The sequence below is a fragment of the Aeromicrobium erythreum genome (assembly GCF_001509405.1).
GTDB lineage: Bacteria > Actinomycetota > Actinomycetes > Propionibacteriales > Nocardioidaceae > Aeromicrobium > Aeromicrobium erythreum.
The window spans coordinates 568,864-595,123 of the sequence record NZ_CP011502.1 but is presented as its reverse complement, the minus strand read 5'-3'; the positions used below and the strand labels follow the sequence as shown (position 1 = coordinate 595,123).

Sequence of the window (26,260 nt, the reverse complement as noted above, 5' to 3'; positions counted from 1 at the left end):
CCTAGTTGGGGGCATCGACGGTGCCCGGGCGCGTCCCACCTCGAGTCACTTCGCCACTCCCGAACACATCTCTCGGGGCTGCTCCGTACCGCAGGCGACGTACGTCCACTCATCGTTCGTGGCCCTGTACGACGTTCCGTCGATCTCGTAGGTGATCCCGTACGTGCGGATCGCGAACCCTTCCGGCGGTACGGCGATGCTCATCACCAGCTGGGCGAAGCCGGGCGATGTGCGCGGGCACGGACGGTCCAAGCGCGCCCCGTCGATCGGCGTCGCCGTGCCGCCGTACTCGCGAAAGAGGCGTTGCGGGTCCCCTGTGAGCGCCATGAACCCGGACGTCCCGACCTCGTCGTTCACGTGCAGGTAGCCCGTCACCGGCCCGCCCGACCGCGCCGGGGATCCGTTCACCTCCAGCGTCCGGACGGTCGCCTCGCCGCCACCCTTGACGCAGATGTCGAACGCGACGTTGGCGGTCCATTCGCGTCCGGCCGACGCAGGCCGCCAGCTGGAGCTGCTCCCCGACGCCGTCCGAAGGTCGACGGGTCCGTCCAAGGCGGCGACCTCCTCACCGGATTCGCTGCAGCCTCCGATCACCAGGACGAGGGCGATCGCGGAGACCATGGTGGTGCGTCGTCGTCGCATCAGACCTCCAACGGGGCGTGAGGGGCGGTCAAGGCCGGCTGAGCCTCGCACAGACCGCCCGACGGCGGCAGGGAGATCACCGATTGTTCACCCGCGGCGGACGCGCGTGAGGAACAGATCGGTCGGCGTCGAGGTTGGCCACCACCATGACCGGCCTGCCAGGATGTCGCCCGTGAGCGACCCCGACACCCTCACCGAGTCCCGCGCCACCCGGCTGCGGCGCGGTCTCGCCGACGCCGAGACCGAGCAGGTCGGCGCGGCGCTGCTGCTGGTCGCGACCGTCGCCGCGATTGCGTGGGCCAACCTCGGCAGCGGCTACGACGCGTTCTGGCACACCGACGCGCGCGTCGCGGTCGGCGAGTGGTCGATGGGGCTCGACCTCTACCACCTGGTCAACGACGCACTCATGGCGTTCTTCTTCTTCGCCGTCGGCCTGGAGGTCAAGCGGGAGCTGACCATCGGCGAGCTGACCGACCGCTCCCGCGCGATCGTGCCAGCGACGGCCGCCCTCGCCGGCCTCGTCGTGCCGGCCCTGGTGTTCCTGCTCATCGCGCGCGACTCCGGGCAGGCGCACGCGTGGGGCGTGGTCATCTCGACCGACACGGCCTTCCTCGTGGGCGCGCTCGCGATCATCCGGCCGCAGCACCCCTCTCGGCTGCGCGTCTTCCTCCTGACCCTCGCCGTCGTCGACGACATCGGCGCGCTCTCCGCGATCGCCCTCTTCTACACCGACGAGCTGCACGTCGTCCCGCTGCTCGTGGCACTCGTCGCGCTGGGGCTCATCGCACTCGTCCGGCTCATGCCGTCAGGCCGCGGACCGCTGTACGCGGTGCTGTCGGTCGTCGTCTGGTTCGGGCTACACGAGGCCGGCGTGCACGCCACCCTCGCCGGCGTGGCCGTCGCGCTGCTCATCCCCGTCGCCGCGCCGCGCCAGAACGACGTGGAGCGGGTCGTGGAGCTGACCCGCGCCTTCCGGCAGTCGCCGAACCCGGCCTACGCGGCCGCAGCGGGGCGCCAGCTGCGCGAGTCGATCTCGATCAACGAGCGGCTCCAGCGCTCGTTCGCGCCGTACGTGGCGTACGTGATCCTGCCCGTCTTCGCCCTGGCCAACGCCGGAGTCGTGCTCGACTCCGAGACGCTGCGGCGCTCGATGTCGTCGTCGCTGTTCTGGGGCGTGGTCGCCGGTCTCGTCGTGGGCAAGCTCGTGGGCATCACGGGGGCGACCCTGCTCGCGCAGCGGCTGAGGCTCGGCGTGCTCGCCCCCGGCCTGACGATCGGCCGGGTCGCGGGCGGTGCCGCGCTGTCGGGCATCGGGTTCACCATCTCGCTGCTCATCGTCGGCATCGCCATCGACGACCCTGCCGCGCAGGACGAGGCCAGGGTCGGCGTGCTCGCTGCGTCGGTGCTCGCCTTCGTGCTCGGCGCCGCCGTGCTGCGCGCGCTCGACGCCCGACGACCCGTCGTCCCGCCGGGCACCGTGCTGCTGCGCCCGTTCGACCCGCGCCGCGACCACTACAAGGGGCCGACCGACGCCCCGCTCGTGCTCGTCGAGTACGGCGACTTCGAGTGCCCGTTCTGCAGCCGGGCCACCGGCATGGTCGACGAGGTCATCGAGCACTTCGGCCGCGACGTCGTCTGGGTGTGGCGGCACCTGCCGCTCCACCAGCACCACCCGCACGCCGAGCTCGCGGCCCGCGCCTACGAGGCGGCGCACCTGCAGGGCCGACACTTCGACTACGCGCGGCTGCTGTGGGCCCACCAGGACCAGCTCGAGCGGCTCGACCTCCTGCGCTACGCCGACGAGATCGGGCTCGACCTCGTGCGGTTCGAGGCCGACCTCGACGCCGACGACGTGCTGCGTCGGGTGCGCGAGGACGAGGACGACGCCGACCTGATGGACGTCGCGGCGACCCCGACGTTCTTCATCGGCACCGAGCGGTACGACGGTCAATGGGACGCGCCGACCTTGATCGCCGCGCTCGACGCGCGACGCCCCACGCCCTGACGCCTCCGCGTTCTGCGCGTCGCAAGCCCAGGACGCGAGGAAGCCCGGTCACCGCTCTCGCGGTCGACCGGGCTTCTCGCAGTACGTGCGAGGCGGACGTCACTTCTTGAAGGCGTCCTTGATGTCCTCGCCGGTGTTCTTCAGCGAACCCTTGGTCTGGTCCTTCTGGCCCTCGGCCTGGAGGTCCTTGTTGTCCGTGGCCTTGCCCACGGCTTCCTTGACCTCGCCGGTGACCTTCTCAGCGGTGTTCTTCGCCTTGTCGATGAAGCTCATGGTGATCCTCCTTGGATCGGTGGGGTGACAACTAAAACGCTACGGCGGCTGCGGGGGGCGGCAACTCGAAGTGACGGTGATGCCGAACTCCTCAGAGAGTTCTCAGTACCCCCCGGACGGCTCACTTCTTGAAGGCGTCCTTGATGTCCTCGCCCGTGTTCTTGAGCGAACCCTTCGTCTGGTCCTTCTTGCCCTCGGCCTGCAGGTCCTTGTCGTCGGTGGCCTTGCCCACGGCCTCCTTGACCTCGCCAGCAACCTTCTCGGCGGTGTTCTTGGCCTTGTCGATGAAGCTCATGTCGTCCTCCTGAGTGGGTGGGTGGAGAGCCGAACCGTTCGGCTTACGTTGTAAACCTTACGCCGTAAGCCACGGGCCGCAACGCGATCTCATGAGACGTCCGTCACGACGCGAGGCGAGGTCGGAGGTCCCCCGCGCGACGTCACTCCGCCAGGCGCGAGGCGATCCCGTCGAGCATCTCCGCCAGCGCTCGCTCGAACTCCTCGGCGTAGCGGTCGGCAGCGAGCCGGGCGGCGTGGCGGTGGATCGTCGGATAGGTCCCCTCGTCGACCATGCCCGCGGGGTCGATCACCTGCTCCGGCGTCGACGCTTCCGCCACGGCGTCCTGCTGGTCGGCGTCACGGGTCGGCGACAGGCCGCCAGGGACCGCCTCCGACGCGTCGGCCCCCGCGCCGAACGACCCGTCGCCGTCCTTCGGGTCGCGCAGGGTGCGCGCACCCGTCTCCATCAGCAGGTAGCCGAGCAGGAAGCTGTTGAACGAGCGGTAGGCGAACACGACCTCGTCGTCGTCGAACCCCTCCGCCTCCAGCGCCTCGAGGACGGACTCGATCCACGCCAGTGAGCGCAGGGGCGGGTTCATCCACGGAGCCTCCGACGGGCGCGTGGCCACCACCGGGAAGGCGTGCGGATGGGCGAGGGCGTAGCGGCGCACGCCGCGCGCCAGGCGCTCGAGGTAGTCGCGCCAGCCGTGCTCGGCCGTCCGCAGCACCTCGGGGTCGGCGTCCAGCTCGGCGACCACCAGGTCGACGACGGCGTCGAGGAGGTCGTCGCGCGTGCCGACGTGCTTGTACAGGCTCATCGCCTCGACCCCGAGCCGCTTGCCGATCGCCCGCATCGAGGCCGCGCCCACGCCCTCCTCGTCGATCAGCTGCAATGCAGCCTCCGCGATCGTGCGGCGCGACAGCGTGCCGCGCCGAGAGGGCGTCGAGGGCATGGGGGGATCGTGCCACGGTGTAGTGGGACCCACGACCTGAGCATCGGCACAGGAGCACGACAGGGTCCCGGCGGAACACTCCGCTGGTCGAGTAGTCAGGACGGCGAGCGCCAGCGAGCTCGTCCTGACGTATCGAGACCACCCGGCAACAGCCCAGCGCGGGCCAACCCCCAGCGACGGCGTGGAGTGGCCTCGATACGCCCGGAGCACGCTCCTTCGTCGCGGCTCCGCGCTACTCGACCAGCGGGAGGTCTCGCTGGTCGAGTAGTCAGGACGGCGAGCGCCAGCGAGCACGTCCTGACGTATCGAGACCACCCGGCAACAGCCCAGCGCGGGCCAACCCCCAGCGACCGCGTGGACTGGTCTCCATACGCCCGGAGCACGCTCGTCCCTCGCGGCTCCGCGCTACTCGACCAACGAGACCCACCGCTGGTCGAGTAGTCAGGACGGCGAGCGCCAGCGAGCACGTCCTGACGTATCGAGACCACCCGGCAACAGCCCAGCGCGAACCAACCCCCAGCGACCGCTTGGAGTGGCCTCGATACGCCCGACCGAGCTCCACCGTCGCCGGTCGGCCTACTCGACCAGCGAGACCCACCGCTGGTCGAGTAGTCAGGACGGCGAGCGCCAGCGAGCACGTCCTGACGTATCGAGACCACCCGGCAACAGCCCAGCGCGAGCCAACCCCCAGCGACCGCGTGGAGTGGTCTCGATACGCCCGAAGCACGCTCCTTCGTCGCGGCTCCGCGCTACTCGACCAGCGGGAGGTCTCGCTGGTCGAGTAGTCAGGACGGCGAGCGCCAGCGAGCACGTCCTGACGTATCGAGACCACCCGGCAACAGCCCAGCGCGGACCAGCCCCCAGCGACCGCGTGGAGTGGTCTCGATACGCCCGGAGCACGCTCCTTCGTCGCGGCTCCGCGCTACTCGACCAGCGGGAGGTCTCGCTGGTCGAGTAGTCAGGACGGCGAGCGCCAGCGAGCACGTCCTGACGTATCGAGACCACCCGGCAACAGCCCAGCGCGGACCAGCCCCCAGCGACCGCGTGGAGTGGTCTCGATACGCCCGGAGCACGCTCCTTCGTCGCGGCTCCGCGCTACTCGACCAACGAGACCCACCGCTGGTCGAGTAGTCAGGACGGCGAGCGCCAGCGAGCTCGTCCTGACGTATCGAGACCACCCGGCAACAGCCCAGCGCAAGCCAACCCCCAGCGACAGCCCAGAGTGGTCTCGATACGCCGGGCCCAGGCTCGTCCCTCGCCGGACCCGTCTACTCGACCAGCGAGATCTACCGCTACTCGACCAGCGAGACCCACCGCTGGGGGTCAGTGGTTCTTCTCGTGCACCAGACGCAGACCGGTGAGGGTCAGCCACGGGTCGCGCGTGGTGATGCTCGTGCAGTGGTCCAGCACGACGTCCGCGTAGGCGCCGGTCGCGATCACGGCGACGTCGTCGGGGTCGGCCCCCAGCGACTCGATGATGCGGTCGACCATCCCGTCCACCAGGCCCGCGAAGCCGTAGACCGCGCCCGACTGCACCGCCTCGACGGTGTTCTTGCCGATGACGTCGCGCGGCACCGCCAGCTCCACGGCGCGCAGCTGCGCGCCGCGGCGGGCCAGGGCCTCCAACGACAGCTCGACCGCCGGCGCGATGGCACCCCCTACATAGCGGTTCCGTTCGTCGACGACGTCGAAGATCGTCGCGGTGCCGTTCATGTCGACCACGACCGCCGGCCCCCCGTACACCTCGGCCGCGGCGAGCGCGTTGACGATGCGGTCGGCACCGACCTCCCGCGGGTTGTCGGTGTGGATCGGGATGCCCGTCTTCACGCCGGGGCCGACGATCGAGACCGGCAGGCCCGCGTAGTAGCGCTCGAGCATCGCCTTCAGCTCGACCTGGATCGACGGGACCGTGCAGCACATCGCCACGGCCTCCACGTCGGCCAGACCAGCGGCGCGCACGAACCCGTGCGCCAGCCGGTGCCACTCGTCGGCGGTCCGCTGCGTCTGCGACGACACGGTCCAGTGCTCGACGAGACGCTCGCCGTCGAACGCGCCGATGACGGACTGGCTGTTGCCGACGTCAAGCGCCAGCAGGGTCACCGGGCCGCCCCCACCGCCTGCGACCCCGCAGCGCCGCCGTGCGCCACGAGCGGGTTCTCGACGACGTCACCACGGACGAGACCGGAGCCCGGCAGTGCCTCGGCGGGGTCGGAGCCCGTGCCGATCACGCGGTTCTCGGAGTCGACGAACACGACGCTCGGCTGGAACTCGCGCGCCTCGGCGTCCTCCATCTGGCCGTAGGCGATGAGGATCACCAGGTCGCCCGGGTGCACCAGCCGCGCGGCGGCACCGTTGATGCCGATCACGCCGGAGCCGCGCTCGCCCGCGATCGTGTAGGTGACGAGCCGGGCACCGTTGTCGATGTCGACGATGTGCACGAGCTCGCCGGGGAGCAGGTTGGCGGCGTCGAGCAGGTCGGCGTCGACGGTCACCGAGCCGACGTAGTGCAGGTCGGCCTGCGTGATCGTGGCGCGGTGGATCTTCGACGTCATCATCGTGCGGAGCATGGTCAGGGTCCCTTTCTGAGCACCACGGGCTGGTTGTCGAGCAGGCGCGTGGTGCCGACCCTGGCTGCCACCAGGATCCGCGCCTCCCCCTCGTACGTGTCGTCGACGGCACCGAGCAACGGGTCGGTGACGACGAGGTAGTCGACGTCGACGCCGTCGGCGGCGTCCAGCACCTCGCGGGCGGCCTTCAGCACGGCGTCGGCACCGACGGTCGCCTGCTCGACCCCGACCCGCAGGGCGCGGGACAGGGCCAGGGCGTGGTCGTGCTGCTCGGACGTCAGGTACGCGTTGCGCGAGCTGAGCGCCAGGCCGTCGGCCTCGCGGACGATGGGGTGGCCGACGACCTCGACGTCGAGCACGAGGTCGCGCACCATGCGGCGCACGAGCGCGAGCTGCTGGAAGTCCTTGTCGCCGAAGACGGCGACGTCGGGACGCACCAGCGCGAACAGCTTCGCGACGACGGTCAGCACCCCGCGGAAGTGGGTGGGCCGGGCCGCGCCCTCGAGCACCTGGCCGAGCGGACCCGGGTCGAGCGTCACGGCGTCGTCGAGGCCTCCGGGATAGACCTCGTCGACGTCGGGCGCGAACACCACGTCGACGCCCTCCCGCGCGCAGACCCGCAGGTCGGCATCGAGGGTGCGGGGGTAGGCGTCGAGGTCCTCGCCGGGCCCGAACTGCGTGGGATTGACGAAGATCGAGACGACCAGCGTGTCGCCGAGGGGGCGGGCGTGCCGCATGAGGCGGGCGTGGCCGTCGTGCAGGGCTCCCATCGTCGGCACGAACGCGACCCGGCCGGAGACGGCGAGTGCTGCACGCAGCTCTGCCCGGGTGCGGGCGACGACGGGCGTCATCGCACGGGCCCGGACACGCGGGGGCGCTCGTCGAGCGCGGCGTCGAGCACGGCGGCGGTGGCCGGGTCGAGGCGGCCGTCGGCGGCTGCCCGCTCGGTGGTGGCGTGCGCCATGGCCACGTAGGCGTCGCGCGTCGACGACGGCTCCGTGGCGAGCGCGTCGACGTGGGCGCGGACCGTGGTGACGTCGCCGCGTGCGATCGGGCCGGTGAGCGCGGCGTCGCCGAGGTCGAGCGCGTTGTCGAGGGCGGCCTCGAGCAGCGGACGCAGGATGGTCGCCGCCTCGGCGCCTGCCCCGATGCCCTGGAGCAGGTCGCGGGCCTGGGCGACGAGGGTGACGAGGTGGTTCGCGCCGTGGCTCAGCGCGGCGTGGTAGCGCACGCGGTCGGCGTCGTCGATCCACACGGGCGTGCCACCCAGGACCGCCGCGAGGTCCTCGGCCAGCGCTCGCTCGGTGTCGGCGGCGGTGAGCCCCATTGCGCACCCGCGGCCGAGGTCGACGGCCGAGCCGGTGAACGTCATGGCCGGGTGCAGGGCGACCGCGCGGGCGCCGACGCGCGTGGCGGCGCTCAGTGCGTCGAGCCCGTGCCGGCCGCTGGTGTGCACGACGACCTGCCCGGGCCGCAGGACCGTCGACAGCTCCTCGCAGACCGCCACGAGGGCGTCGTCGGGGACGGCCAGGACGAGCACGTCGCAGTCGGCGGCGACGTCGGCGGCGGGACGCACGGGCACCTCGGGGACGAGCGTGCGGGCCCGCAGCAGCGACGCCTGCGAGCGGGCGCTGATGCCGACGACCGGACGGCCGGCGGCGTGCAGGCGGGCGGCGACGACGGAGCCGACGCGGCCGGCGCCGACGACACCGTAGGCGTGCGGGCGCGCGGGTGCGTGCGGACGGGGGTGCGTCATGGTGGTGCCTCTCGTTCCAGTCCCGCGAGCGGGTACCAGACTGTTGACGGCCTCAGTCTACGACCGGGCACGCAGGCCGCACAGGGTGCACGGGGTGTCGCGGGTCACACGGTCCGCGTGGGCGTGCACGGGTGCTGCCGTGCGCCGCCGGGCGGTCGGGTAGACAGGCTGCATGAGCACGGACGCAGCACGGCCCCGCGAGACCGCGGCGCGGGTGACGGCCGACGACGTCGACGCGGCCGCCGAGCGCCTCGCCGGGGTCGTCTCCACCACGCCCGTCGAGCGCAGCGTCCGGCTCAGCGAGCGGACCGGCGCGCACGTGTGGCTGAAGCGCGAGGACCTCCAGGTGGTCCGCTCCTACAAGGCGCGGGGCGCCTACAACCTCATCGCCCAGCTCGACGCCGAGGCCCGCGCGGCGGGCGTGGTGACGGCGAGTGCCGGCAACCACGCCCAGGGCGTGGCCTTCGCGTGCGCGGCGCTCGGCGTCCGGGGCCGGGTGCACCTGCCTCGCACGACACCGCGCCAGAAGCGCGACCGGATCGCGTCGATCGGCGGCGACGCGATCGAGATGATGCTCGACGGCGAGACGTACGACGACGTGTCGGCCGCGGCGGCCGACGAGGCGCTGCAGGGCGCGACGCTCGTGCCGGCGTTCGACGACCCGCGCACGATCGCCGGCCAGGGCACGGTGCTGCGCGAGGCGTTCGACCAGCTCGCCGCGCTGGGCGAGCCGCTCCCCGACGTCGTCGTGGTCCCCGTGGGCGGCGGCGGTCTGCTCGCCGGCAGCGTCGCGTGGCTGCGCGAGCGGCACCCGCACGTGCGCGTGGTCGGCGTGGAGCCCGCGGGCGCGACGTCGATGGCTGCGGCGCTCGAGGCGGGCGAGCCGGTGACCCTCCAGACGATCGACACCTTCGTCGACGGCGCGGCCGTGCGACGGGTCGGTCGGCACACGTTCGACACGGTGGCCGGGTCGGCGCCGACCATGCTCTCGGTCCCGGAGGGGCGCATCTGCAGCGAGATGCTCGACCTGTACCAGAGCGACGGCATCATCGCCGAGCCCGCGGGCGCGCTGGCGACCGCGTCGCTCGGCGGGGCACTGGACGTGGAGCCGGGCTCGCGCGTGCTGTGCATCCTGTCCGGCGGCAACAACGACGTCAGCCGCTACGCGGACGTCGTGGAGCGGGCGCTCGTCCACGAGGGCCGCAAGCACTACTTCCTGGTCGAGTTCCCGCAGGAGCCGGGCGCGCTGCGCCGCTTCCTCGACGAGGTGCTCGGCCCCGACGACGACATCACGCTGTTCGAGTACGTGAAGCACTCCAACCGCGAGACCGGGCCCGCGCTGGTCGGCGTGGAGCTGAGCCGCGCCGAGGACCTCGCGGGCCTGCTCGAGCGCATGGACGCCGCACCGCCGCGCATCGAGCGGATCGAGAGCGAGAGCCCGCTGTTCCGCTTCCTGCTCTGACCCGAGCACGACCCCGAGGAGAGGACGACCGATGAACGACACCACGCACGAGGGCCCGGCTGCGCGGACACCGTCGGCGGTCGACGCCGTCGCCGAGGAGTGGCTCGACACGATGCTCGCGCTCCAGCCGGAGTGGCACGTCTCCCTCGGGCGACCTGGTCGCGAGGGCGAGTACACCGACCTCTCCCCCGACGGGCACGCCGCGTTCGCCGACGCCGCGCGCGCCGCCCGACGCCGGCTCGACGACGTGCCGGTCGTCGACGCGGTCGACACGGTGACGCACGCCGAGCTGGTGCGGGTGCTCGACCTGGTGCTGGAGGAGCACGCGGCCGGCACGTGGCGCAACGACCTGAACGTCATCGCGTCGCCGGTCCAGGGCGTCCGCGACGTGTTCGACCTGATGCCGCGCGACAGCGTCGACGACTGGTCGCACGTGGCGACGCGGCTGTCCCGCGTGCCCGCGGCGCTGGCGGGCTACGTCGCGTCGCTGCGCGAGGGCGTGCGCGCCGACGACACTCCGGCGCGTCGTCAGGTGGTCGAGGTCGCCGAGCAGGCGCAGCGCCAGGCCGCGGCCGGCGCGTTCTTCGACGACCTCGCCGCGTCGGCGCAGCGGGCCGGGCTGCCGGAGGCCCTGCTCGCCGACGTGCGGCGTGGCGCCGACGGCGCCTGCGCGGCGTACGCGGACCTGGCGGGCTTCCTGCGCGAGGAGCTGCTGCCGGCGGCGCGGGAGCGCGACGCCTGCGGTCGCGACCGCTACGCGCTCGCGTCGCGCGGTTTCCTGGGCGCCGAGGTGGACCTCGACGAGACCTACGCGTGGGGCCTGGAGGAGCTCGAGCGGATGGTGCGCGAGCAGGAGGCCGTCGCGCGCGAGGTGCTGCCGGGTGCCACGGTCGCGGAGGCGGTGGCGCACCTGGAGTCGTCGCCGGAGCACCGGCTGGTCGGCACCGACGCACTGCAGGCGTGGATGCAGGAGACGAGCGACCGCGCCGTCGAGGAGCTCGGGCGCACCCACTTCGACGTCCCCGAGGTGATGCGCACCCTCGAGTGCCGCATCGCCCCCACGCAGGAGGGCGGGATCTACTACACGCCGCCGAGCGACGACTTCGCCCGGCCGGGCCGCATGTGGTGGAGCGTGCCGGAGGGCGTCACCGAGTTCGACACGTGGCGCGAGCTGACGACCGTCTACCACGAGGGCGTGCCGGGCCACCACCTCCAGTGCGGGTACGCGGCCTGGAACGCGGCCGAGCTGAACGCGTGGCGCCGTGGCGCGCTGTGGACGTCGGGCCACGGGGAGGGCTGGGCGCTGTACGCGGAGCGCCTGATGGCCGACCTCGGCTACCTCGACGCCCCCGCCGACCGGCTCGGGATGCTCGACGGCCAGCGGATGCGCGCGGCCCGCGTGGTGCTCGACCTCGGCGTCCACCTGGAGCTGCCCCGTCCGGACGGCCAGGGCACCTGGACGGCCGAGTACGCCTTCGACTTCATGGCGCAGCACGTGAACATGAACGAGCCGTTCGTCCGCTTCGAGGTCAACCGCTACCTCGGCTGGCCCGGCCAGGCTCCGAGCTACAAGGTCGGGCAACGGATCTGGGAGCAGGTGCGCGACGCCTGGGTCGCGACCCACGGCCCCGACCTGCGCACCTTCCACCGCCAGGCCCTCAGCCTCGGCTCCGTCGGCCTCGACACCCTGCGTTCCGCGCTGGCCTGAGGGATCGCCATTCCCCGCGTCCTGCGGAGCGGGAGGGCGTCGGTGCTCTAGGCGGCCGTCGCGGCCCCGGGGGGCGCGTCGTCGTCCTCGTCGTCGGGCTGCGGGAGGTGGAGGGTGCGCTCGAGGACGAGCGCGGCGGCGAGGAGCAGCAGGCCCGCGACGGCGGCCGCGGCGCCCTGCAGGACGCGGTCCTGGCCGTACGTCGTGTCCCAGTCACGGACGAACGACAGCGCGACGCCACCGTACGCGCCGAGCGACAGCCCGCCGACGATGCAGCAGGCCTTCGCGAGGGCGAGCAGGGTCATGGCGTGCTGCGACGTCATGCGCTCCTTGCGCCGGTGCAGGCTCTGCCAGGTGCTCCAGGCGACGAGCGCGACGATGACGGCCAGCCCGACGAGCAGCAGGGCGACGAGCCAGCCCGGTCGCGGTGGGGACGCGCCGAGACGCACCGACACCGGCCTGACGGCCGAGCCCACCAGCAGCCCGAGAGCCACGAGGGCGGCGACGTGGACGGCGGTCGTCCGTCCCGCGTTCATCACAGAAGGATCTCGAGGTCCTCTCGCCGGACGACGCCGGTCGTGTCGACGTCGCCGACGAGGTCGGCCACGAAGCCCTGGCCCGGGATCTCGCCCTCGGGGTCGATCTCGAGCCACGGCAGCAGCACGAACGCGCGCTCGTGCGCGCGGGGGTGCGGGAGGGTGAGGGTCTCGTCGTCGGCGACCCGGTCGCCGACGACCACGAGGTCGACGTCGAGGGTGCGCGGGGCGCCCGGCTCGGAGCGCTCGCGGCCGAAGGCGTCCTCGATCGCGTGCGCGCGGTCCAGCAGCGTGTGCACCGTGAGCGTCGTGTCGATGAGGACGACCGCGTTGAGGAACGGTCCGGAGCCCTCGGGGGCGCCGACGGGCTGCGTCTCGTAGACCGAGGAGACGGAGACGACCTGCACCTCGGGCGTGTCCTCCAGCGCGGAGACGGCGCCCTGCAGCCGGTTCAGTCGATCCCCGAGGTTGGAGCCGATCGAGATGACGGCCTGGCGGATGGGACGCATCCCGCCCGTCATGGTGTCGGCGTCCAGCACGTACGGCGTGGGCGATTCGGTCACTGGTGGCTCCGCTCTATCGTCACGCTGACGTCGGAGAACGTCACCGCGATGGGCGCTTGGGGCTTGTGCACGGTCACGCTCGCCCACTCGACGGACGGGCGTGCCAGGCACCAGTCCACCATACGGAGCGCAAGCGTCTCAATCAGGTCCACCGGCTCCCCCGTGAGCACCGCGAGCACGTGGTCGGCGACGTCGGCGTAGCTCACGGTGGCCGTCAGGTCGTCGCTGCGACCTGCCGCGCCGAGGTCGAGCCCGAGGCTCACGTCGACGACGAAGGTCTGGCCGAACGCGCGCTCGTGCTCGAGCACGCCGTGGTGCCCGAACGCGGTCACCCCGGTCAGGTCGATGCGGTCGAGTCCCTGCGGCATGGTCATCGGGTGCCTCCTCAGGCGGGGTCGGTCATCCCGGGCTCCTGCGGGGCCTCGGGGTCGATGTCGAGCACGGGCGACGCGTGCCGCGAGCAGAACCGCCAGTCCCCGCCGGAGCGGACGAGCACGGACGTGCAGACGGCCTTGCCACCCGCGAACTGCTCGGGCGACTCGGTGCCCTCGCCCGACAGGATGTTCTCGGTGCAGGTGACGACGGCGAGGTCGGCGTCCGGGCCGAGTGGCCAGGCGACCTGGACGTCGGTGAGGAAGAACTGGATGTACTCGACGTTGGCCATGAGCAGCGTCCAGGACCTCAGCACCGTCTCGGTGCCCTCCAGGGCCTCGGCGCCGGGGTGCACGCAGGTGACGCTGGGCGAGTCGACCCAGAGCGAGGCCATCAGGTCGACGTCGCCGGACTCCACCGCGTCGTAGAACGCGCGGTGCCGCACGAGCACCTCACGCGCCATGGTGGGCCCCGTCCTGCTCCTGGGCGACCCGGGCGACGACGCGCACGGCGTCGACCGAGGCCGCGACCTCGTGGACGCGCACCGCCCAGGCGCCGTGCAGCGCGGCGAGGGTGGTCAGCGCCAGCGTGGCGGACTCCCGACCCTCGGTGGGGCGCAGCGTCCCGTCGGGGTCGGCGAGCAGCTCGCCGAGGAAGCGCTTGCGGCTCGCGGCCACGAGCACGGGGTGCCCCAGCCCGACGAACGCGGCGAGGTCGCCGAGCACGGTCCAGTTCTGGGCGCCGGTCTTGGAGAACCCGAGGCCGGGGTCGACGACGATGCGCTCCGCGTCGACCCCCGCGGCGAGGGCGTCGTCGATGCGGTCGCGCAGCTCCTGCAGCACGTCGGCGACGACGTCGTCGTAGTGCGTGAGGTCCTGCATCCGGTCGGAGTGCCCGCGCCAGTGCATCAGCACCAGGGGCGCGTCGCGCTCGGCCACCAGCGGGACCATGGCCGGGTCGGCGCGACCGCCGGAGACGTCGTTGACCAGGGCTGCTCCGGCGTCGAGCGCCGCCTCGGCCACCGCGGCCCGCATCGTGTCCACGGACACGGCGTGCCCCTCGTCGGCGAGGGCACGCACGACCGGGACGACGCGTCGCAGCTCCTCGTCGAGGTCGACGCGCACCGCGCCGGGCCGGGTGGACTCCCCACCGACGTCGACGACGTCGGCGCCCGCCGCCACGAGCTCGCGGCCGTGCTGCACGGCGCGGGCCGGGTCGAACCAGCGTCCGCCGTCGGAGAAGGAGTCGGGCGTGACGTTGACGACGCCCATGACCCGGCAGCGCCCGATCGGCTCCAGCAGGGTGGGGCCGTCCACGGTGGGGCCGTGCGGGGTCGGTGACGTCACGGGACGGGCTCCGTCACCGGCGCGTCCCGGCGGTGATCAGGCCCATCGCCTCGGCACGGGTGGCGGGGTCGCGCAGCTGGCCGCGGACCGCGCTCGTGACCGTGCGCGCGCCGCCCTTGCGGACGCCGCGCATGGCCATGCAGAGGTGCTCGGCCTCGATGACGACGATGACGCCGCGCGGCTCGAGCACGTCGGTGAGCGCGTCGGCGATCTGGGTGGTGAGCCGCTCCTGCACCTGCGGGCGGCGGGCGAAGACGTCGACGAGGCGCGCCAGCTTCGACAGCCCGGTCACGAAGCCGTCCGCGCGCGGGATGTAGCCGACGTGCGCGACGCCGGTGAACGGGACGAGGTGGTGCTCGCACATCGACCACAGCTCGATGTCCTTCACGAGCACCAGCTCGTCGTGGCCGACGTCGAACGTGGCGGTGAGGACCTCGCGCGGGTCCTGGTCGAGACCGGCGAGGAGCTCGTTGTAGGACCGGGCGACCCGGGCCGGCGTCTCCTTGAGGCCGTCGCGGTCGGGGTCCTCGCCCACCGCGAGGAGCAGCTCGCGCACCGCTGCCTCGGCCCGCGCCAGATCCACCGTCATGCCAGTTCTCCTGTCGAGGTACCGCGGCCCGGCCGCGCCGGTGCGGTGGGCGCTCGGTGCGCCCGCCCGTCGATCATGCCGTCGCGCCGGTCGGGTCGCACGCTCAGGCGGTGCCGGGACCGATCGGCCCCTGCGGGCCGGGATCGGTGGGCTGGGCCGGGTCGGACGGCGGCGGCGCGTCGGGACCGGAGTCGGGCCCGACGACGATGCCGGTGTCGGGCTCGGCGTCCTTGAGGCGCGTGGCCTCGGGAGCCTCGACCGGCGGACGGTCCGAGGGCTGACGGGTGTCGGAGCCGGTCCAGGCCGGACGCACCTCGCGGCGGCGCAGCGGCTCGAAGATGCGGGCGACCTCGGCCTTGTCGAGCGTCTCCTTCTCCATCAGCTCGAGCACCAGCGCGTCGAGCACGTCGCGGTTGTCCTCGAGGATGTCGAAGGCCTCCTGGTGCGCGTGCGCGATGAGGGAGCTGACCTCCTCGTCGACGATCGCGGCGACGCGCTCGGAGTAGTCGCGGGAGTGACCCATGCCCATGCCGCCGCCGAGGAAGGGCTGGCTGTTGTCGCTGCCGAGCTTGATCGCACCGACGCGCTCGCTCATGCCGTACTGCGTCACCATCGCGCGGGCCAGGCCCGTGGCCTTCTCGATGTCGTTGCCGGCACCGGTGGTCGGGTCGTGGAAGACCAGCTCCTCGGCGGCACGGCCACCAAGCATGTAGGCCAGCTTGTCCTGCAGCTCGGCGCGCGTCTGGCTGTACTTGTCCTCGTCGGGCAGCACCATCGTGTAGCCGAGGGCCCGGCCGCGCGGGAGGATCGTGATCTTGTGCACCGGGTCGCTCTGCGGGAGCGCCGCGGCGACGAGCGCGTGGCCGCCCTCGTGGTAGGCCGTGACGAGCCGCTCGTGCTCGTTCATGAGGCGCGTGCGCTTCTGCGGGCCGGCCATGACGCGGTCGATCGCCTCGTCGAGCGCGGCATCGGTGATGACCTTCTGGTTGCTGCGGGCCGTGAGCAGCGCGGCCTCGTTGAGCACGTTCGCGAGGTCGGCGCCGCTGAAGCCGGGGGTCCGGCGCGCGACGCTGGACAGGTCGACGCCGGGGCCGATCGGCTTGCCCCGCGCGTGGACCTTGAGGATCGTCTCGCGACCCTTGAGGTCGGGCGCCTCGACGCCGATCTGCCGGTCGAAGCGGCCGGGGCGCAGGAGCGCCGGGTCGAGCACGTCGGGACGGTTCGTCGCGGCGATGAGGATGACACCGCCGCGCACGTCGAAGCCGTCCATCTCGACGAGGAGCTGGTTGAGGGTCTGCTCGCGCTCGTCGTGGCCGCCACCCATGCCGGTGCCGCGGTGGCGTCCGACGGCGTCGATCTCGTCGATGAAGACGATCGCGGGCGCGTTCTCCTTGGCCTGCTCGAAGAGGTCGCGGACGCGGCTGGCGCCGACGCCGACGAACATCTCGACGAAGTCGGAGCCGGAGATCGAGTAGAACGGCACACCGGCCTCGCCGGCCACGGCGCGCGCGAGCAGGGTCTTGCCGGTGCCGGGCGGGCCGTAGAGCAGCACGCCCTTGGGGATCTTGGCGCCGACCGCCTGGAACTTCGCGGGCTCCTGCAGGAACTCCTTGATCTCGCCGAGCTCCTCGATGGCCTCGTCGCAGCCGGCGACGTCGGCGAACGTGGTCTGCGGGGTGTCCTTCGTGATCAGCTTGGCGCGCGACTTGGCGAACTTCATGACGCCACCGCCGCCGCCCTGGAAGCGGGACATGAAGAACAGGAAGATGCCGACGAGCAGCAGGATCGGCAGGATCGAGCTGGCCAGGTAGGTCAGGAACCCGGTCGTGGGGACCTTGACGTCGAAGGTCTTGAGCTTCTTGGCCGCGACCTGCGCCTCGGCCTTCTCGATGAGGCGCTCGCCCTGGCCGTCGAGGAACTTGGCGCGCACCTTGGTGCCGTCGTCGAGCGTGGCCTGGATGTCCTGGTCGCCCTGGACGAACGTGACCTCGCTGATCCGGCCGTCGTCGAGGTAGCCGACCATCGAGGCCGTGCGGACCTCCTTGTAGCCGTCGGCGCGGTCCGAGAGCTGGAGGGTGACGACGACGAGGACGAGGATGAGGACGATCCACACCCAGGGACCGCGGAACAGGCGCTTGGCGTTCATGGCACGGCCCGCAGACGGGCCACTCCTCCTCGTGTGCTCGGTCGGCGGACTCCCCCGCCGACACAGGGAACCGTACACGCCGGGGGGAATCCCGACCCGCCGATCTCCCACTCCTGCAACGTCATGGACACCCCCGGCGTTCCCGCGGTAGGTCCGCCGTCCGGCGCAGCGCGCTCCCCGGTCAGGAGTAGACGTGCGGGGCGAGCGTGCCGATGCTGCGCAGGTTGCGGTAGCGCTCGGCGTAGTCGAGGCCGTAGCCCACGACGAAGGCGTTGGGGATGTCGAAGCCGACGTACTTCACGTCGACCTCCATCTGCAGGGCGTCGGGCTTGCGCAGGAGGGTGGCGATCTCCACCGACGCCGGGCCGCGCGAGCGCAGGTTGGTGACGAGCCACGACAGGGTCAGGCCGGTGTCGATGATGTCCTCGACGATGAGGACGTGGCGACCGGAGATGTCGGCGTCGAGGTCCTTGAGGATGCGCACGACCCCGGACGACGTGGTGCCGGACCCGTAGGAGGAGACCGCCATCCAGTCCATCTCGACGTGGCGGTCGAAGCTGCGGGCGAGGTCGGCCATCACCATCACCGCGCCCTTGAGCACGCCGACCAGGAGCAGGTCGCGGCCCTCGTAGTCGGCCTCGACCTCCCGAGCGATCTCCTGGAGACGCTCGATGATCTGGTCCTCGGTGAACAGGGTCTGGTCGAGGTCGAGGTCGGACTCGACGTGCTGGAGGTCCACGACGCCAGCCTGCCACAGGAGCGGCCACCGAGGGGCCCAGCCCCCTCCCCCGTCCTCGCGTCGAGCAGCCTCGCGCGACGGACCGTCAGGGCCCGTGCAGCCGCCCGTCGGCGCGGCGGACCGCGACGTGACCGGGCAGCTCGACGCGGTCCTGCCCGCGCCAGTCGGTGACGAGCCGGTCGAGGGCTGCGAGGTGGCTCGCGGCGAGCTCGCCCGGCCGTGCCCCGAGCTCGTGGGCCAGCCGGCGCAGCACCCGCGAGCGCAGCGCGGGCGGCAGCGCGGCCAGCGTCGCGACGTCGGCCGGGTCGGCGACCTCGCCGGCGAGCGTGTCGAGGAGCGCGGTGTCGTCGCGCAACTGGTCGGCGGTACGCGCGAGCGCCTCGGCGACCCCGCCGCCGAGGACGTCGTCGAGCAGCGGCAGCACCTCGTGACGCACGCGGACGCGGCGCAGGGCCGGGTCGCGGTTGTGCGGGTCGTCCCACCAGCGGAGGTCGCGCGCGGTGCAGACCGCCTCGGTGTCGGCGCGGCGCAGGCCGAGGAAGGGGCGACGCCACGGGCCGTCGACCGCCGCCATGCCGGCCAGCGAGCGCGGACCCGACCCTCGGCCGAGCCCGAGCAGGACCGTCTCGGCCTGGTCGTCGAGCGTGTGCGCGAGGAGCACGACCCCCTCAGGGCCCGCGGCGTCCAGGAGGGCCGCACGTCGCGCCGAGCGCGCGGCGCCCTCGGGTCCCCCGGCGGACCCGACGACCACCCGGACCACCTCGGCCGGCAGCCCGAGGCCGCGGACCTGGTCGGCGGCGCGGTCGGCGACGTCGGTCGACGCGGCCTGCAGGCCGTGGTCGACCACGACGGCACGGACGGGGCGACGGTCGCGGTCGGCCACGAAGGCCGCGCACGCGGCGAGCGCGAGGGAGTCGGCACCGCCCGAGACCCCGAGCACGACCGGCACGGAGCCGTCGAGGTCGGCGAGGACGGCCCGGACGCCCGTGCGACCGCGAGCCTCGGCGTCGAGCAGCCTCACCCGACGACCCCGTCAGCCGTGGACGCGCCGGACCCAGGCGGCCGGGTCGGTGATCTCGGCGCGGTCGGGCAGGTTCTCGGGCTTCTCCCACACCGCGTTGAACCCCGCGAGGCCCACCTGGTCGGTCACCTGGCGCACGAACACGGCACCGTCGCGGTACTGGCGCATCTTGCCCTCGAGGCCGAGCAGCCGGCGCAGGAGCCGGTCGACGCCGTTGCCGCCCTTGCGCCGCGAGTCGAACCGGCGGCGGATGGTCGCGACCGTCGGGATGACGTCGGGGCCGACCCCGTCCATGACGACGTCGGCGTGGCCCTCCAGCAGCGACATGACGCCCGTGATGCGGTCGACGACGGCCTTCTGCCGCTCGTTCTGGAACACCTCGGCCAACGAGGCGTCGGACGTGCCGCGCACGACCTTCACGAGCTCCGGCAGCCCGTCGGTGAGGAAGCGCTGCAGCGCCTCGGAGTCGAGGTCGGTGGCCTCCGTCAGCTCGTCGATCAGCGTGCGGAGGTGGTCACGCATCCACGGCACGGCCGTGAACTGCACGCGGTGCGTCTCCTCGTGCAGGCAGACCCACAGCCGGAAGTCGTGCGGGTCGACGTCGAGGCTGCGCTCGACCTGGACGATGTTGGGCGCCACGAGCAGGAGGCGGCCGCCCTCGCCCCGCGGACCGGTCCAGAACGGGTCGAACTGGCCCAGCACCTTGCCCGAGAGGAGCGCGACGAGGCCGCCGACCTCCGCCCCGCTGACCCGACTCCCGACGGCGCGCGTCAACCCGCCGACCGGGCCGGCACCGCCGGAGCGACCCTGCTCGAGCCTGGCCACGACCGGGTCCATGAGGACCTCGAACGTCGCCAGGTTGGCCTCGATCCAGCGCGGACGGTCGACGACGAGGACCGGCGCCTGCGCCTGCACGGTGTCGGGGGCGTGCAGGTCGGAGAAGTCGCGCACCGGACCCTCGGAGCGTGCCGCCGCCTCGCGCAGCTCGCCCACGACCTCGTCGGCCTCGCCGGGCGTCAGGTCGGGGCCGGGACGCGTGAGGGTCGTCGCCGTGCTCCGCGCGACGCGCCAGTCGATCATGCCGCCACGTCGTTCCGTCGCTGAGGCGCGGTCATGCTGACCCGTCGGTTCGCTCGCTCATGCGCCCACGGTACGACGTGCCGTCCCACGGGGCCGCCCGATAGGATGACGGCAATGATCGGGCTTCTCGCGCTGCACCTCGTCGCCGCAGCGGGGGCCCCCGCCCTCACCCGGCTCCTCGACCGCCGCGCGTTCGTCGTGCTGGCCCTCGTCCCGGCCGCCTCGTTCCTGTGGCTGCTGCCCCGCACGCTCGACGTCACCGACGGTGGCGCGCCGGTCGTCGAGCGGTGGTCGTGGATCCCCAGCGTGGGCATCGACGTCGACCTCGTGCTCGACCCGCTCACCGCGATCATGTCGCTGGTCGTCACCGGCGTGGGCGCGCTGGTCCTGCTGTACTGCGGCTGGTACTTCCGCCAGGGCGACCCCGAGATCTGGCGCTTCTCCGGCGTCCTGACGGCGTTCGCGGGCGCCATGCTCGGGCTCGTCCTGTCGGACAACATGTACGTCCTGTTCGTGTTCTGGGAGCTGACGACCGTCCTGTCGTACCTGCTCATCGGCCACAACCCCGAGCGCCGCGCGAACCGTCGGGCCGCGATGAACGCCCTCCTCGTCACGACGTTCGGCGGGCTCTCGATGCTCGTCGGCCTCTTCGTGCTGCACGCGCAGACCGGCACCCCCCGCCTGAGCGAGGTCGTCGCCGACCCGCCGTCCGGGCCCGCCGTCACCGCCGCCGTGGCGCTGCTCCTCGTCGGCGCGCTCAGCAAGTCGGCGCTGGCACCGTTCCACTTCTGGCTCCCGGGGGCCATGGCGGCACCCACCCCCGTCAGCGCCTACCTGCACGCCGCGGCCATGGTGAAGGCCGGCGTGTTCCTCGTCCTGCTCCTGGCGCCCGCGTTCGCCGACACCCCGGGCTGGCGTCCGGTACTGCTGACGCTCGGCATCGTCACGATGATCGTCGGCGGCCTGCGGGCGCTGCGCCAGCACGACATCAAGCTGCTCCTCGCCTACGGCACGGTGAGCCAGCTCGGCTTCCTGGTGGCGGTCGCAGGCGCCGGCACCCGCGCGGCGGCGTTCGCCGGGCTGTCGCTCGTCCTCGGCCACGCGCTGTTCAAGTCGACCCTGTTCCTCGTGGTGGGCGTGGTCGACCGCAGCGTCGGCACGCGCGACCTGCGCGAGCTCACCGGCCTCGCCCGCTCCCTGCCCGTCCTCTTCGTGGCCACCGTGCTGGCCGCCGCGTCGATGGCGGGCCTGCCCCCGCTCCTCGGGTTCACCACGAAGGAGGCCGCGCTCGCGGCCTTCGTCGACCTCGGCGACGACGCCGGCATCGGCGGCTGGGGCACGCTCGCCCTCGCGGGCCTCGTGGTCGGCTCGGTCCTCACCGTCGCCTACACCGCGCGGTTCGTGTGGGGCACGTTCGGCACGAAGCAGGTCGCGGCCCCGCCGCTGACCCCGCCCGGTGCGATGTTCCAGGCCTCGCCGGTCGTCCTGTCGGTCCTCGGCCTGGCGGCGGGCTTCGCGGGCGGGGCGCTCACCCCGCGCATCGAGTCCTACAGCGACGTGTTCGCCGACGGCGCGCACGCACCCGTCCTGACGCTCTGGCACGGGTTCACCCCGGCCCTCTGGCTGTCGGTCGTGGTGGTGGTCGGGGGTCTCGCCCTCTGGCTGCTGCGTCGGCCCGTGGCACGTCTGCAGGCGACGCTCGTCGAGCGGCTGCACCTGCCCGACGCCGAGCGCAGCTACCACGCGATCGTGCGCGGGGTCGACCGCGCCAGCATCGAGGTCACCGGCTTCACGCAGCGCGGCTCGCTGCCCTTCTACCTGGGCATCGTGCTCGTCGTGCTCGTCGTCGTCCCGGGCACCGCCGCGGTGCGCGCGTGGGGCACGCCCGACGTCTCCGTCGGCGACGGCAGCACGTTCGGCCCCGACGACGCCCTGCGGGTGGCCACCGTGGCGCTCGTGTGCGCGGCCGCCCTGCTGACCGTGCGCTCGCGCCGCCGGCTGCGAGCCGTGCTCCTGCTCGGGGTGACCGGCTACGGCACGGCCCTGCTGTTCGTGCTGCACGGCGCCCCCGACCTCGCGCTCACCCAGGTGCTCGTCGAGACCTTCGCGCTCGTGACGTTCGTGCTCGTGCTGCGTCGCTTCACCCCGTTCTTCTCCGACCGGCCCTTCACCGTCACCCGACGCGTGCGCATCGCGATCGGCGCGACCGCCGGGCTCGCGGTGGGTGCGTACGCCGTCGTCGCGGCCAACGCCCGGACGGCGTCGCCCATCGGTCGCGCCTTCGAGGGGCCGGCCTACGAGTTCGGCGGCGGCGAGAACATCGTCAACATCACCCTCGTGGACATCCGCGTGTGGGACACGTTCGGCGAGCTGGCGGTGCTCGTCGTCGCGGCGACGGGCATCGCGAGCCTCATCTTCCTCATCACCGACCGTGCGCAGTCCCACCGCGAGACGCGTCGCGCCCGGCCCGGACCGAGCGACGAGCGCCAGGGCTGGCTGCCGGGCGCCGTGGCCCTGGAGGACGTGCGCCGCTCCGTCGTGTTCGAGGTGGTCGCCCGCGCCGTGTTCCCGGTGCTGATGATCTTCTCGGTCTACCTGATGTTCACGGGGCACTACACGCCCGGAGGCGGCTTCGCGGGCGGTCTGGTCGCGGGCCTCGCGCTGGCGGTGCGCTACCTCGCCGGCGGCCGGCGCGAGCTCGACGCCGCGGCTCCCGTCGACGCCGGCGTGGTGCTGGGGTCGGGCCTGGCCGTCGCCGCGCTGTCGGGGATCGTGCCGGTGCTCGTGGGCGCCAACACCTTCCAGAGCGGCGTCTTCGACATCCCGGTGCCGCTGCTCGGCGAGGTGCACGTGGTCACGTCGGTCGCGTTCGACGTCGGCGTCTACCTCGTCGTCGTCGGCCTGGCGCTCGACGTCCTGCGCAGCCTGGGCGGCGGGATCGACCGCCACGGCGAGCAGGGCCACACCGATTCCGGCCTGTCCGAGGAGTGCACCAGCGCTCCGTCGCGGGGAGGAGCGCCCGCATGACCGTCGACCTCGCCCTCGTGCTCGCCATCGTCGTCCTCGTCGGCTGCGGCACCACGCTCATGCTCGAGCGCAGCCTCAGCCGGATCCTGGTCGGCTTCGTCATGGTCGGCAACGGCGTCAACCTGCTGTTCCTCGTGGCGTCCGGCCCCAGCGGCGCGCCGCCGATCGTCGGCCGCGGCGGCATCACCGACCCGCTCCCCCAGGCCATGGCGCTCACGGCGATCGTCATCACCCTCGGCGTGAGCGCGTTCGGCCTGGCCCTGGCCTACCGGTCGTGGCAGCTGTCGGGCAACGACGACGTGAAGGACGACGTCGAGGACGACCTGATCCGGCGGCGCGCGGAGGCCGACGAGACGTCGAGCTCCTTCGACGAGCCCGAGACCGACGTCCCCGACGAGGAAGGTGCCGACGCATGACCCAGCTCGTCGTCCTGCCCGTGCTCCTCCCGCTGCTCGGTGCGGGCCTGTGCCTCGTGCTCGGCCGGTCGGCGCGCGCCCAGCGCATCGTCAGCGTCGCCGTGCTCACGGCCGTGGTCGCCACCGCGTCGGTGCTGCTGTACCGCGCCGACACGCAGGGCCCGCAGGCGTTGACGGTCGCCGGCTGGGGCCCCGAGATCGGCATCACCCTCGTCGCCGACCGCCTCTCGGCGCTGATGCTGCTCGTCTCGTCCGTCGTGACCCTCGCCGTGCTCCTCTACTCCTTCGGCCAGGGCATCGTCGAGTACGGCCGCGACACCCCGCTCTCGGTGTTCCACCCGACGTACCTCGTGCTGAGCGCCGGGGTGTCGAACGCGTTCCTCTCGGCCGACCTGTTCAACCTGTTCGTCGGGTTCGAGGTGCTGCTCGCGGCCAGCTACGTGCTCATCACGCTCGGCGGCACGGAGGCACGGATTCGCGCAGGCACGGTGTACATCGTGGTCAGCCTGCTGTCGTCGGTCATCTTCCTCATCGCGATCGCCTGCATCTACGCCGCCGTCGGCACCGTGAACTTCGCCCAGCTGTCGCAGCGCCTCGGCGACCTCGACCCCGCGGTCGCGCACGTGCTGCAGCTGCTGCTGCTCACCGTGTTCTGCATCAAGGCCGCCGTGTTCCCGCTGTCGGCCTGGCTGCCCGACTCCTACCCGACCGCACCGGCACCGGTCACCGCCGTCTTCGCCGGCCTGCTCACCAAGGTCGGCGTGTACGCGATCGTCCGCACCCAGACGCTGCTGTTCCCCGACGACTCCCTGCGACCGCTGCTGCTCACCATGGCGATCCTGACGATGGCCGTCGGCATCCTCGGCGCGGTCGCACAGACCGACATCAAGCGCATCCTGTCCTTCACCCTCGTCAGCCACATCGGCTACATGCTGCTCGGGGTGGCCCTGGGGTCGGAGCTCGCGCTGTCGGGCGCCGTCTACTACATCGCGCACCACATCACCGTGCAGACGGCGCTGTTCCTGCTGGCCGGGCTCGTGGAGTACCGCACGGGCACGACGAACCTCGACCGGCTCGGTGGCCTCGCCCGGTCGGCGCCGATCCTCGCCGTCGCCTTCTTCGTGCCGGCCATGAACCTGGCCGGCATCCCGCCGTTCTCCGGCTTCCTCGGCAAGGTCGCGCTCGGGCGGGCGGGCATCGAGGCGGGCGACTGGTTGGCCGTCACGGCCGTCGTGGCCAGCGTCGCGGTGAGCCTCCTGACGCTGTACGCCGTCGCGAAGGTCTGGAACCGCGCCTTCTGGCAGCCGGTCGACGACGACCTCGCCCAGTCGGTGGTCGACGACGGCTCCGACGTCTGGTCGCACGGCGCCCTGCACGGCGGTGGCGACGTGTCCACCCGCACGCAGCAGACGTCGTCGTGGGCACGCGTCGCCGAGGAGCAGCGGCTTCCGCTCGGCATGGGCCTGCCGACCCTCGGCCTCGTGGTCGCCTCGGTCGCGCTGACCGTGTTCGCCGGTCCGCTGTTCCGGGTCACCGACGCCGCCGCCGACGAGCTGCTGCAGCGCACGCCGTACGTGCAGGCCGTCCTGGGCGGCGACCGATGATGCCGCGCTGGCGGATCGTCGTCGGTCTGACCGCGATCTGGCTGCTGCTGTGGGGCGCGATCACGCCGACGCTGGTCGTGGGCGGCGTGCTCACGTCGGTGCTCGTGCTGATGCTGTTCCCGTTCCCGCAGGCCCCGTGGCGCTGGACGCTGCGCCCCTGGCCGACCCTCACGATGCTGCTGCGCTTCGTCGTCGACCTCGTGCGCGCGTCGGTGCAGGTGTCGTGGCTGGCCGTGCGCCCGGCCGCGCCGCCGCCCAGCGCCGTCGTGCGGGTGCCGCTCGAGACGCGCAACGAGCTGCTGGTCACGGTCACGGCCGAGCTGGTGTCGCTGGTGCCCGGGTCGCTGCTGGTCGAGCTCGACCCCGAGCAGCCCGCGCTCTACCTGCACGTGCTCGACGCCCGCTCCCCCGAGCACCTCGACCGGGCGGTCGCGAGCGTCCACGAGCAGGAGCGACGCGTCGTCGAGGCGATGGCGCCGAAGGACGAGCGCGACGCGTACCGTCGCCTCGCGCAGGAGGTGTCCCGATGATCCCCGTCGCCGTCGCGTGCGCGTCGATGCTCGCCGTCACGGGCGTCCTCTGCCTGGTCCGGATCGTCCGCGGGCCGACGATGCTCGACCGCACGGTCGCGGCCGACGTCTTCGTCGCGGCCTGCCTGTCCGCCGTCGGCGTCGAGGCGGCGATCGCCGGCCACGTCGACACGGCGCCCGTGCTGCTCGCGCTGGCCCTGGTCGGGTTCCTGGGCTCGGTGAGCATCGCCCGGTTCGCCGCCCGCGACATCGACGCTCCCCGGGAGGACGCATGACGACCGACCTGCTCGTCGACGTCGCGTCGGGGGCGCTGCTGCTGCTGGGCAGCGCACTGGCGCTGGTGGCCGCGATCGGTCTGGTGCGGTTCCCGGACGTGCTGACCCGCATGCACGCGGCCACGAAGCCGCAAACCCTCGGCCTCCTGCTGGTGCTCGCGGGCCTGGCGCTGCGCGTCCGCGACCCCGGCGCGCTGACGATCATCGCCCTCGTCGCGCTGTTCCAGCTCGTCACGGCCCCGGTGTCGGCGCACATGGTCGCGCGCGCCGCGTTCCGCACCGGCATCGCCGACACCGCCCGCCTCGAGCGCAACGACCTCGACGACGCGTAGTCCCCCCGTTTCGGACACTTCCGGGTGCTCCCAAGCAGGTGG

The 26,260-nt window shown here is 72.8% G+C and carries 27 protein-coding genes; 9 read left to right on the top strand and 18 right to left on the bottom strand.

What is annotated here, in order from left to right:
- Positions 1-45: 45 nt before the first annotated feature.
- Entirely contained in the window at positions 46-621 is a 576-nt protein-coding gene (locus Aeryth_RS02920; RefSeq protein WP_067854441.1) for a hypothetical protein, read from the bottom strand.
- A gap of 193 nt (positions 622-814) precedes the next feature.
- Between Aeryth_RS02920 and nhaA the strand changes: the two genes are divergently transcribed.
- Complete coding sequence (nhaA, locus tag Aeryth_RS02915; RefSeq protein WP_236749803.1) at positions 815-2,647, top strand: Na+/H+ antiporter NhaA; 1,833 nt, start codon at positions 815-817, stop codon at positions 2,645-2,647.
- 99 nt (positions 2,648-2,746) lie between these two features.
- On the opposite strand, the gene Aeryth_RS02910 is transcribed toward nhaA, so the two are convergent.
- The 7 genes from Aeryth_RS02910 to Aeryth_RS02880 form a co-directional block, all read right to left on the bottom strand.
- Positions 2,747-2,920, bottom strand: coding sequence for a CsbD family protein (locus Aeryth_RS02910; protein WP_067854435.1), 174 nt, complete (start codon positions 2,918-2,920; stop codon positions 2,747-2,749).
- 121 nt (positions 2,921-3,041) lie between these two features.
- Positions 3,042-3,215, bottom strand: a complete 174-nt coding sequence (locus tag Aeryth_RS02905) for a CsbD family protein (protein WP_067854432.1) — start codon at positions 3,213-3,215, stop codon at positions 3,042-3,044.
- Between the two features lie 142 nt (positions 3,216-3,357).
- On the bottom strand, positions 3,358-4,149 hold the full coding sequence (locus tag Aeryth_RS02900) for a TetR/AcrR family transcriptional regulator (RefSeq protein WP_067854428.1): 792 nt from the start codon (positions 4,147-4,149) through the stop codon (positions 3,358-3,360).
- Positions 4,150-5,472: 1,323 nt separating this feature from the next.
- Positions 5,473-6,249 carry a type III pantothenate kinase gene (locus Aeryth_RS02895; RefSeq protein WP_083516209.1) on the bottom strand — a complete coding sequence of 259 codons (777 nt, stop codon included), beginning with the start codon at positions 6,247-6,249 and terminating at the stop codon, positions 5,473-5,475.
- On the bottom strand, positions 6,246-6,716 hold the full coding sequence (panD, locus tag Aeryth_RS02890) for an aspartate 1-decarboxylase (RefSeq protein ID WP_067854425.1): 471 nt from the start codon (positions 6,714-6,716) through the stop codon (positions 6,246-6,248). Before panD ends, Aeryth_RS02895 begins: the two co-directional genes overlap by 4 nt.
- A 2-nt stretch (positions 6,717-6,718) precedes the next feature.
- Entirely contained in the window at positions 6,719-7,567 is an 849-nt protein-coding gene (gene panC, locus Aeryth_RS02885; protein ID WP_067854422.1) for a pantoate--beta-alanine ligase, read from the bottom strand.
- On the bottom strand, positions 7,564-8,472 hold the full coding sequence (locus Aeryth_RS02880; protein ID WP_067854419.1) for a Rossmann-like and DUF2520 domain-containing protein: 909 nt from the start codon (positions 8,470-8,472) through the stop codon (positions 7,564-7,566). Before Aeryth_RS02880 ends, panC begins: the two co-directional genes overlap by 4 nt.
- 172 nt (positions 8,473-8,644) lie before the next feature.
- Here Aeryth_RS02880 and ilvA point away from each other — a divergent pair, with 172 nt between their 5' ends.
- Complete coding sequence (gene ilvA, locus Aeryth_RS02875; protein ID WP_067854416.1) at positions 8,645-9,934, top strand: threonine ammonia-lyase IlvA; 1,290 nt, start codon at positions 8,645-8,647, stop codon at positions 9,932-9,934.
- Positions 9,935-9,965: 31 nt separating this feature from the next.
- Complete coding sequence (locus Aeryth_RS02870; RefSeq protein WP_067854414.1) at positions 9,966-11,642, top strand: DUF885 domain-containing protein; 1,677 nt, start codon at positions 9,966-9,968, stop codon at positions 11,640-11,642.
- Between the two features lie 47 nt (positions 11,643-11,689).
- Here the strand turns inward: Aeryth_RS02870 and Aeryth_RS02865 are convergent, their stop codons facing one another.
- The 10 genes from Aeryth_RS02865 to Aeryth_RS02820 all read right to left on the bottom strand — a co-directional run bounded on the left by Aeryth_RS02865 (position 11,690) and on the right by Aeryth_RS02820 (position 20,034).
- The gene (locus Aeryth_RS02865; protein ID WP_067854411.1) at positions 11,690-12,178 is read right to left on the bottom strand and encodes a DUF3180 family protein; all 489 of its coding nucleotides are present in this window, start codon (positions 12,176-12,178) and stop codon (positions 11,690-11,692) included.
- Positions 12,178-12,741 (bottom strand): 2-amino-4-hydroxy-6-hydroxymethyldihydropteridine diphosphokinase, encoded by a 564-nt coding sequence (folK, locus tag Aeryth_RS02860; RefSeq protein ID WP_067854409.1) that lies wholly within the window; start codon positions 12,739-12,741, stop codon positions 12,178-12,180. The genes Aeryth_RS02865 and folK overlap by 1 nt, the downstream gene beginning before the upstream one ends.
- Positions 12,738-13,115, bottom strand: coding sequence for a dihydroneopterin aldolase (gene folB / locus Aeryth_RS02855; RefSeq protein ID WP_083516207.1), 378 nt, complete (start codon positions 13,113-13,115; stop codon positions 12,738-12,740). Before folB ends, folK begins: the two co-directional genes overlap by 4 nt.
- Before the next feature lie 11 nt (positions 13,116-13,126).
- Positions 13,127-13,576: a nuclear transport factor 2 family protein gene (locus Aeryth_RS02850; RefSeq protein ID WP_067854405.1), complete on the bottom strand. Its 450-nt coding sequence runs from the start codon at positions 13,574-13,576 to the stop codon at positions 13,127-13,129.
- Positions 13,566-14,384 carry a dihydropteroate synthase gene (folP, locus tag Aeryth_RS02845; protein WP_067861247.1) on the bottom strand — a complete coding sequence of 273 codons (819 nt, stop codon included), beginning with the start codon at positions 14,382-14,384 and terminating at the stop codon, positions 13,566-13,568. Before folP ends, Aeryth_RS02850 begins: the two co-directional genes overlap by 11 nt.
- An 88-nt stretch (positions 14,385-14,472) precedes the next feature.
- Positions 14,473-15,048, bottom strand: a complete 576-nt coding sequence (folE, locus tag Aeryth_RS02840; RefSeq protein WP_067854402.1) for a GTP cyclohydrolase I FolE — start codon at positions 15,046-15,048, stop codon at positions 14,473-14,475.
- A 103-nt stretch (positions 15,049-15,151) separates the two neighbouring features.
- Positions 15,152-17,194 (bottom strand): ATP-dependent zinc metalloprotease FtsH, encoded by a 2,043-nt coding sequence (gene ftsH, locus Aeryth_RS02835; RefSeq protein WP_067854399.1) that lies wholly within the window; start codon positions 17,192-17,194, stop codon positions 15,152-15,154.
- 181 nt (positions 17,195-17,375) lie between these two features.
- On the bottom strand, positions 17,376-17,933 hold the full coding sequence (gene hpt / locus Aeryth_RS02830; RefSeq protein ID WP_067854396.1) for a hypoxanthine phosphoribosyltransferase: 558 nt from the start codon (positions 17,931-17,933) through the stop codon (positions 17,376-17,378).
- A gap of 85 nt (positions 17,934-18,018) precedes the next feature.
- The gene (gene tilS / locus Aeryth_RS02825; protein ID WP_067854393.1) at positions 18,019-18,954 is read right to left on the bottom strand and encodes a tRNA lysidine(34) synthetase TilS; all 936 of its coding nucleotides are present in this window, start codon (positions 18,952-18,954) and stop codon (positions 18,019-18,021) included.
- 12 nt (positions 18,955-18,966) lie between these two features.
- On the bottom strand, positions 18,967-20,034 hold the full coding sequence (locus tag Aeryth_RS02820; RefSeq protein ID WP_067854390.1) for a zinc-dependent metalloprotease: 1,068 nt from the start codon (positions 20,032-20,034) through the stop codon (positions 18,967-18,969).
- 114 nt (positions 20,035-20,148) lie between these two features.
- On the opposite strand from Aeryth_RS02820, the gene Aeryth_RS02815 reads away from it, so the two are divergent.
- Genes Aeryth_RS02815 through mnhG form a run of 6 tightly spaced genes read left to right on the top strand, consistent with a single transcriptional unit; the run spans position 20,149 to position 26,218 of the window.
- Positions 20,149-23,061 (top strand): Na+/H+ antiporter subunit A, encoded by a 2,913-nt coding sequence (locus Aeryth_RS02815; RefSeq protein WP_067854387.1) that lies wholly within the window; start codon positions 20,149-20,151, stop codon positions 23,059-23,061.
- Positions 23,058-23,477 carry a Na(+)/H(+) antiporter subunit C gene (locus tag Aeryth_RS02810; protein ID WP_067854384.1) on the top strand — a complete coding sequence of 140 codons (420 nt, stop codon included), beginning with the start codon at positions 23,058-23,060 and terminating at the stop codon, positions 23,475-23,477. Before Aeryth_RS02815 ends, Aeryth_RS02810 begins: the two co-directional genes overlap by 4 nt.
- Complete coding sequence (locus tag Aeryth_RS02805; protein ID WP_067854381.1) at positions 23,474-25,081, top strand: Na+/H+ antiporter subunit D; 1,608 nt, start codon at positions 23,474-23,476, stop codon at positions 25,079-25,081. The genes Aeryth_RS02810 and Aeryth_RS02805 overlap by 4 nt, the downstream gene beginning before the upstream one ends.
- Complete coding sequence (locus Aeryth_RS02800; protein ID WP_083516206.1) at positions 25,078-25,611, top strand: Na+/H+ antiporter subunit E; 534 nt, start codon at positions 25,078-25,080, stop codon at positions 25,609-25,611. The genes Aeryth_RS02805 and Aeryth_RS02800 overlap by 4 nt, the downstream gene beginning before the upstream one ends.
- Entirely contained in the window at positions 25,608-25,886 is a 279-nt protein-coding gene (locus Aeryth_RS02795) for an MrpF/PhaF family protein (protein WP_067854374.1), read from the top strand. Before Aeryth_RS02800 ends, Aeryth_RS02795 begins: the two co-directional genes overlap by 4 nt.
- On the top strand, positions 25,883-26,218 hold the full coding sequence (mnhG, locus tag Aeryth_RS02790; protein ID WP_067854371.1) for a monovalent cation/H(+) antiporter subunit G: 336 nt from the start codon (positions 25,883-25,885) through the stop codon (positions 26,216-26,218). Before Aeryth_RS02795 ends, mnhG begins: the two co-directional genes overlap by 4 nt.
- Positions 26,219-26,260 lie beyond the last annotated feature (42 nt).

Bases quoted from the DNA above. Each gene is read 5' to 3' on its own strand.
- Aeryth_RS02920 (WP_067854441.1), bottom strand. From the start codon at position 621: ATGGTCTCCGCGATCGCCCTCGTCCTGGTGATCGGAGGCTGCAGCGAA.
- Aeryth_RS02910 (WP_067854435.1), bottom strand. From the start codon at position 2,920: ATGAGCTTCATCGACAAGGCGAAGAACACCGCTGAGAAGGTCACCGGC.
- Aeryth_RS02905 (WP_067854432.1), bottom strand. From the start codon at position 3,215: ATGAGCTTCATCGACAAGGCCAAGAACACCGCCGAGAAGGTTGCTGGC.
- Aeryth_RS02900 (WP_067854428.1), bottom strand. From the start codon at position 4,149: ATGCCCTCGACGCCCTCTCGGCGCGGCACGCTGTCGCGCCGCACGATC.
- panD (WP_067854425.1), bottom strand. From the start codon at position 6,716: ATGCTCCGCACGATGATGACGTCGAAGATCCACCGCGCCACGATCACG.
- panC (WP_067854422.1), bottom strand. From the start codon at position 7,567: ATGACGCCCGTCGTCGCCCGCACCCGGGCAGAGCTGCGTGCAGCACTC.
- Aeryth_RS02880 (WP_067854419.1), bottom strand. From the start codon at position 8,472: ATGACGCACCCCCGTCCGCACGCACCCGCGCGCCCGCACGCCTACGGT.
- ilvA (WP_067854416.1), top strand. From the start codon at position 8,645: ATGAGCACGGACGCAGCACGGCCCCGCGAGACCGCGGCGCGGGTGACG.
- Aeryth_RS02870 (WP_067854414.1), top strand. From the start codon at position 9,966: ATGAACGACACCACGCACGAGGGCCCGGCTGCGCGGACACCGTCGGCG.
- Aeryth_RS02865 (WP_067854411.1), bottom strand. From the start codon at position 12,178: ATGAACGCGGGACGGACGACCGCCGTCCACGTCGCCGCCCTCGTGGCT.
- folB (WP_083516207.1), bottom strand. From the start codon at position 13,115: ATGACCATGCCGCAGGGACTCGACCGCATCGACCTGACCGGGGTGACC.
- Aeryth_RS02850 (WP_067854405.1), bottom strand. From the start codon at position 13,576: ATGGCGCGTGAGGTGCTCGTGCGGCACCGCGCGTTCTACGACGCGGTG.
- folP (WP_067861247.1), bottom strand. From the start codon at position 14,384: ATGGGCGTCGTCAACGTCACGCCCGACTCCTTCTCCGACGGCGGACGC.
- folE (WP_067854402.1), bottom strand. From the start codon at position 15,048: ATGACGGTGGATCTGGCGCGGGCCGAGGCAGCGGTGCGCGAGCTGCTC.
- ftsH (WP_067854399.1), bottom strand. From the start codon at position 17,194: ATGAACGCCAAGCGCCTGTTCCGCGGTCCCTGGGTGTGGATCGTCCTC.
- Aeryth_RS02820 (WP_067854390.1), bottom strand. From the start codon at position 20,034: ATGATCGACTGGCGCGTCGCGCGGAGCACGGCGACGACCCTCACGCGT.
- Aeryth_RS02815 (WP_067854387.1), top strand. From the start codon at position 20,149: ATGATCGGGCTTCTCGCGCTGCACCTCGTCGCCGCAGCGGGGGCCCCC.
- Aeryth_RS02810 (WP_067854384.1), top strand. From the start codon at position 23,058: ATGACCGTCGACCTCGCCCTCGTGCTCGCCATCGTCGTCCTCGTCGGC.
- Aeryth_RS02805 (WP_067854381.1), top strand. From the start codon at position 23,474: ATGACCCAGCTCGTCGTCCTGCCCGTGCTCCTCCCGCTGCTCGGTGCG.
- Aeryth_RS02800 (WP_083516206.1), top strand. From the start codon at position 25,078: ATGATGCCGCGCTGGCGGATCGTCGTCGGTCTGACCGCGATCTGGCTG.
- Aeryth_RS02795 (WP_067854374.1), top strand. From the start codon at position 25,608: ATGATCCCCGTCGCCGTCGCGTGCGCGTCGATGCTCGCCGTCACGGGC.
- mnhG (WP_067854371.1), top strand. From the start codon at position 25,883: ATGACGACCGACCTGCTCGTCGACGTCGCGTCGGGGGCGCTGCTGCTG.